Annotated in this window: 5 protein-coding genes and 1 pseudogene; all 6 read left to right on the forward strand. The window is 71.1% G+C overall.

Annotated elements, in window-relative coordinates:
• Nucleotides 1-127 (forward strand): annotated as a pseudogene (locus VIM54_RS14360) (GTPase Era); the annotation flags it as partial.
• A 248-nt stretch (nucleotides 128-375) separates the two neighbouring features.
• Entirely contained in the window at nucleotides 376-1,575 is a 1,200-nt protein-coding gene (locus tag VIM54_RS14365; protein WP_331902336.1) for a sensor histidine kinase, read from the forward strand.
• Complete coding sequence (locus VIM54_RS14370) at nucleotides 1,575-2,240, forward strand: response regulator transcription factor (protein ID WP_331902337.1); 666 nt, start codon at nucleotides 1,575-1,577, stop codon at nucleotides 2,238-2,240. Before VIM54_RS14365 ends, VIM54_RS14370 begins: the two co-directional genes overlap by 1 nt.
• Nucleotides 2,241-2,346: 106 nt before the next feature.
• Nucleotides 2,347-3,123: an ABC transporter ATP-binding protein gene (locus tag VIM54_RS14375; protein ID WP_331902338.1), complete on the forward strand. Its 777-nt coding sequence runs from the start codon at nucleotides 2,347-2,349 to the stop codon at nucleotides 3,121-3,123.
• Nucleotides 3,120-4,517 carry an FtsX-like permease family protein gene (locus tag VIM54_RS14380; protein WP_331902339.1) on the forward strand — a complete coding sequence of 466 codons (1,398 nt, stop codon included), beginning with the start codon at nucleotides 3,120-3,122 and terminating at the stop codon, nucleotides 4,515-4,517. The genes VIM54_RS14375 and VIM54_RS14380 overlap by 4 nt, the downstream gene beginning before the upstream one ends.
• 359 nt (nucleotides 4,518-4,876) lie before the next feature.
• Complete coding sequence (locus VIM54_RS14385; protein ID WP_331902341.1) at nucleotides 4,877-6,112, forward strand: alpha/beta hydrolase; 1,236 nt, start codon at nucleotides 4,877-4,879, stop codon at nucleotides 6,110-6,112.
• Nucleotides 6,113-6,156: the final 44 nt, after the last annotated feature.

The following is a 6,156-nucleotide window of genomic DNA, read 5'->3' on the forward strand; positions in this document are numbered from 1 at the left end:
GGTGGGCGCCCGCGCCCGCCGGCAGATCGAGCCGCTCGTGGGCAAGCAGGTGTTCCTGTCGCTGCGCGTGAAGGTCGCCAAGGACTGGCAGCGCGACCCGAAGCAGCTCGGCCGGCTCGGGTTCTAGGGCTCGGCCGGCTCTCCCGCCGCGAGCGGGGAACGGGTGCCGGGGCCATTGCGTGCAATCGGGGCCGACGCGTTGGCCCCGGCTGCACGAATTGGCCCCGTTCGCGGCCGCGCGGCGGGGCCCCGCCGCGAACGGGCGGTCGGGGAACGGGAGCCCGGCCTACATCTGCAGGATGATTCTCGACGCCGCGAGAGGGAGATGCGCGGCGGTGGGGGATCGCGCGCGCCGCTGCGGCCTACGGTGGGGTAATGATCCGCACCCTTCGGCGATACCAGCTGGTGACCGACATCTCGGTCGCGGCGGTGTTCTTCTGGGTGCAGTTCCCGACCCTCTTCACCCTGGGCTCCGGATGGGTCGGAAGCGTCGTGCTGCTGCTCTTCTCGTGCGCGCTCGGGCTGCGCCGGGTGAGCCCGGGCCTGGCCCTCGGCGTCGCCTGGTTGGCCGCCGTGGTGCACATGGCTGCCGCGCTCGACGCCCCCCAGTACTACGACCTCGCGGTGCTCGCCGTGCTGTTCGCGACCGCCTGCTACGGGGGACGCGTCGTTCGCTGGCTGGGGCTCGCCTCGGCGGTGTTCGGCTCGATCGTCGCTGCGGCGTACCTCGTGGTGAGGAACGGCATCGCCGCCGGGGTCGTCCAGGCGGTGTCCGGCAGCGGAGCCACCCTGTTCTCGGAGATCCCGCTCCTGCTCCCCAGCTCCCTGGTCTTCTTCTTTGGCTGCCTGGCCGTTCTCGGGCTGTCCTGGACGCTCGGCCTGCTCGCGCGCACAATGCAACGCGCCAGGGCGAGCGGAGCCGCCCAGGTCACCGCCGAGCAGGATGTCGTGGTCGAGCAGGAGCGCAACCGCATCGCCCGTGACATGCACGACATCGTCGCCCACTCCCTCGCGGTCGTGATCGCGCAGGCCGACGGTGCCCGCTATGCGCGTGAGACCGATCCGGGGGTCGTGGACGAGGCCCTCGCCACGATCTCGAGCACGGCCCGGGAGGCCCTCGGCGACGTGCGGATACTGCTCTCCCAGTTGAGGCACAACCAGGGCGACTCGCCGCAGCCGGTGCTCGCCGACCTCGACCGGCTGGTCGAGCAGATGCGCAGCTCGGGGCTCGTCATCTCCCGCGAGGCGACGGGGCAGCCGCTCGCGCTCGCGACCGGCCAACAGCTCGCGGTCTACCGGATCGTGCAGGAGGCGCTCACGAACGCCCTGCGCCACGGCGACACGAGCCGCGAGGTGCGGCTCGAGTTCCGCTGGCACCCGGATGCCCTCACGGTGACGGTCTCGAGCGCGATGCCGGACGACGGTCTCGGCGCGGTCAACCCGACCGGGCACGGTCTCGCGGGCATGCGTGAACGTGCTGCCCTCTTCGGCGGCGAGTTCAGCGCGCACGCCGTCGACGGGCGCTGGGTGGTCTCGGCCACCCTGCCCGTTCCGGTCGCCGGGGTGGCGCGCTGATGGCCGCCATCCGCGTGGCCCTCGTCGACGACCAGTCGCTGTTCCGGGCGGGCATCAGGATGCTGGTGGCGTCGCAGCCGGACCTCGAGGTGGTTGGCGAGGCCGGCAACGGACACGAGGCCGTGGCGATGGCTGCCGCGACGCGCCCCGACGTCGTGCTCATGGACATCCGGATGCCCGTCATGGACGGAATCGCCGCGACGACCGCGATCCTGGCCGCGGCAGGGGCCCGCGGCGGCTCCGCACCGAGAATCATCGTGCTCACGACCTTCGACCTCGACGAGGCGGCGACGCGGGCGATCCGCGGCGGGGCGAGCGGGTTCGTGCTCAAGGACGCCGACCCCGAGTTTCTGCTGGCCGCGATCCGCACCGTGCACGCCGGCAACGCCGTGATCGCGGCCTCCGCCACGCGGGAGCTGTTCGAGCACTTCACGGTGCGCCCGGTGCGCCAGGAGGTGCCGCCGTCGTTCGACCAGCTGACCTCGCGGGAGCGGGACATCTTCGTGCTCGCTGCGCGCGGGCTCAGCAATGCCGAAATCGCCTCGGGGGAGTACCTCAGCGAGGCGACGGTCAAGACGCACGTGAGCCGCATCCTCGCCAAACTCGGCCTGAGGGATCGCGTGCAGCTCGTGGTCTTCGCGTTCGAGCACGGCCTCAACGGCTGAACGCCGCCCGGGCCGCCCCGAAACAGGGGAAACCTCATCCTCTGGATGTAGCGGGCAGCGACCTCCGCCCGATTTCTACCCGGCACCGAATCCGTAGCGTCGAATCATGCACACACTCAACGCAGCATTCGACCATGACGAGGCGGGCCTCGTCGCCCGTGTCTCCCGTCTCACCAAGTCCTACGGCGCAGGCAGCAACGCCGTCACCGCGCTTGACGGTGTCTCCATCGGCATCCGTCGGGGCGAGTTCACCGCGATCATGGGGCCGAGCGGGTCGGGCAAGTCCACGCTCATGCACATCATGGCCGGCCTCGACACGGCCACGAGCGGGCAGGCTTGGCTCGGCGACACCGAGATCACGAGCCTGCGGGATGAGGACCTCACCATCCTGCGCCGGCGTCGCGTCGGATTCGTGTTCCAGTCGTTCAACCTCGTGCCGACCCTCGACGTGAGCGGCAACATCCTGCTGCCGTTCGAGCTCGACGGGCGTCGACCGGCCCGTGACGAGAGCGAGTGGATCGACCGGCTCATCGACTCCCTCGGCCTTCGCGACCGCCTGCGGCACCGCCCGCACGAGCTGTCCGGCGGGCAGCAGCAGCGGGTCGCCATCGCCCGGGCGCTCGCCACCCGCCCCGACCTGGTCTTCGCCGACGAGCCGACCGGCAACCTCGACTCCCGCACGAGCCGCGAGGTGCTCTCCCTGCTCGCCGCGTCGAGCACGGACTACGGCCAGAGCATCGCCATGGTCACCCACGACCCCATCGCGGCGAGCTACGCGGACCGCATCCTCATCCTGGCGGACGGCCGGGTCGTGGAGGAGCGCGCGCGTTCGACGGCCGAGGAGATCTCGAGCTTAATGCTCGGAATGGAGAAGGCAGCATGAGGCGGGGAATCAGGGAACACGTCCCGAGCGTTCTCGTCGCGACGCTGAGCGCCGCGTTCGGGGTGAGCCTGCTCGAGATCACGGCGGTGCTCGGCCAGATCGTCGCCACCGACGGCGTGGCGGGCGCCAGCAAGACGGTGGGGCTCATGCTCGGGATCGTCGCGTTCGTCTTCATCGTCATCTCGATCTACGTCGGGGCGATCGTCACCTCGAACACCTTCGCCACGATCATCGCCGGCCGCACCCGCACCATCGCGCTCCTCAGGCTCATCGGATCGAGCGCGGCGGCCCAGCGTCGCAGCGTGGCCCGCGAGGGCCTCGCGGTCGGGATACTCGGGGCCGTTCTCGGCGTCGTGATCGGCACCGCGGTCACCATCGTGGTGGTCACGATCGCCACGGCGGCCCGGTTCGTGCCGAGCCTGCCGTACACGTTCGTGGAGCCGGTCGTGCTGCTGCCGGCGGTCGCGGTCGTGCTCACCACCTGGCTCGCGTCGTGGGTGGGCTCTCGCCGGGTGCTCCTGGTGTCTCCGATCCAGGCGACAGGGGTGGCCGTCGAGCAGTCGCGCGAGGAGGTCGCCGGGCGTCGCGGCCGCAACGTCACGGCCATCGTGCTCTTCTCCGTCGGCGCCGGCCTGCTCGGACTCGGCGTGCTCGTCGGCCTCGTGAACCCGGGGGGCGTGCTCATCGGGCTCGTGGGCGGCATCCTCTCCTTCACCGGCCTCGTGCTCGGCGCTCACCTCGTGATGCCGCCCGCGCTTCGCCTCACCGGGCGGATGTTCGGGTCGAGCGCGACGGCACGTCTCGCCGCGGAGAACGCGGTGCGCTATCCGGAGCGGAGCTCCCGCACCACGATCGGGCTGGTGATCGGCGTGACGCTGATCACGATGTTCGCCGTGGCCGTCGAGAGCTACCGGCAGATGATCCTCGCTGCCCAAAGGTCGCAGCCCGAGGTGTACCAGGGCGTCGACCAGACGCTCGCCATCACCGTCGGGGTGTTTTCGGTGCTCATGGGCTTCAGCGCCCTCATCGCCGCCATCGGCATGGTGAACAACCTCTCGTTGAGCGTGCTGCAGCGCACGCGGGAACTCGGTCTCCTGCGGGCGCTCGGGTTCACCGCCCGCCAGATACGCACGATGATCCTGGCCGAGAGCGCCCAGCTCACCGTCGCCGCGGTGCTCGTCGGGCTCGTGCTCGGCGTACTCTACGGCTGGGCGGGCGCGCAGTCCCTGCTGGGCTCGATCAACGGCAGCCCTGGCCTCATCGTGCCGGCGGTGCCGCTGCTGCTCATCGGTATCGTGGTGGCCGGTGCGGCGGTGCTCACCCTCGTGGCGTCGATCGCCCCGTCGCGCCGGGCGACCAGGGTCACGCCGGTGGCGGCCCTCGCCGTCAACTGATTGCGTCCTCCCGCTTTCTGAAATCCATGCACGGCGTGCCCGGCATCGGCGTGTCGCGTTGGCCAGCAGGCGTGTCGCCGAAAAATGCATGGATTTCGGAAACGGCGGAGGCGGCGGGGGGATGCTGCGGCGGGGACGGGCGACTCTCGCGCGGCTCGGCGAATGCCCAGAAACGCGCCGAAATGCCTGAAGATCCTCTCAGGATTGCGACAACCCGGGGTCTGCGGCAGGTCGGATTTGCATAGTGGGACGTCACGCATTTTCGAGACCGGCAAGGAGGGATCGCGATCGACGGTCTGCTGTCCGTTTCCCTCGCGCACGGCTACGTTCCGGCCGGGCTCTTCCTCCTCGCCGCGATCATGATCGCCGCCCTGCTGGTGCGTCGGCCGTGGCGGAAGTGGTCACGCGTCTGGGGCGTCGCGGCGGCCATCGGGTGCAGCGCCGGCGTCGCAAGCGGGGTGTTGCTCGGGATGCTCGCGCACCTCTACGACGACGAGACCGCGCTCGGCATGCTGGCCTGGTTCGGCGGAACGGGAGCGGCCGCCGCCGTGGCCGTGGCCGGCCTCGTCGTGCCGGCCACCGGTCGAGCACGGCGATGGCGCGCGGCCCTCGCCGCCGCAGCGATTCCCGTGGTCGTCGCCGCCGGGGCGGTCGGCACCAACATCGCGGTCGGCGAGTTCGCCAACCTGAGCGCGGTGGTCGCGCTCGGCGAGTTCGCGCCGATCACCCTGCCATCCACGGCTCCCGGTTTCGCGTCTGCCGGGAGCCTGGCCTCGTCGTGGCGGCCCCCCTCTCGGCTTCGCAGCACGGGACGCATCGGCACGGTGGTCATCCCGCCCGCGGTCTCCGGGTTCCGGTCCCGCGACGCCCTGGTCTACCTGCCGCCCGCGGCCCTCGTGGCCCGGCCGCCGAGACTCCCGGTGCTCGTGCTGATGTCCGGCCAGCCGGGGAGCCCCCAGCAGTTCGCGGTGTCGGCGCAGCTCCAACGGCACCTCGACGGATTCGCGCGGCGGCACAGGGGCCTTGCGCCGATCGTTGTCGTGGCCGACCAGCTCGGCCACGCCGAATCCAACCCGATGTGCGTCGATTCCGGTCTTGGGGCGTCGGCTACCTACCTGGCGGTCGACGTGCCGCACTGGATCAGCCGGCACCTCAACGTGCTCTCCGCGCGCCGCGACTGGGCGATCGGCGGTTTCTCGCAGGGCGGCACCTGCGCCATACAGCTGGGGGCCGGGCATCCGGAACTCTTCGGCAGCCTCCTCGACATCAGCGGCGAGGTCGCCCCCAGTCGCGGGAGTGACGCCGACACGATCGACTCGGGATTCGGGGGCTCTGCCAGCGCCTACGCCGCCGCGACGCCGTCCGCCGTGCTGGCCAAGTATGCCCCGTACCCCGATTCGGTCGCCATCTTCGGCCTGGGCGACGGGGACGGCCGGTTCGGACCAGGCGTGCGGATGATCGCGGCCCGCGCCGCCGCCGCAGGGATGCACACTCACCTCTTCGTGTCTTCCGGGAGCGCCCACGACTGGCGAACCGTCGACTTCGCGCTCGAGAATGCGCTCGACGTGTTCGCGGTGCGCTGGGGCCTGGACTGAGAACGCCCGCCAACGACCGCCCATCCACCCCCCTTCCGAAATCC

This window comes from Lacisediminihabitans sp., assembly GCF_036569425.1.
In the GTDB taxonomy this organism is placed as follows: Bacteria; Actinomycetota; Actinomycetes; order Actinomycetales; family Microbacteriaceae; genus Lacisediminihabitans.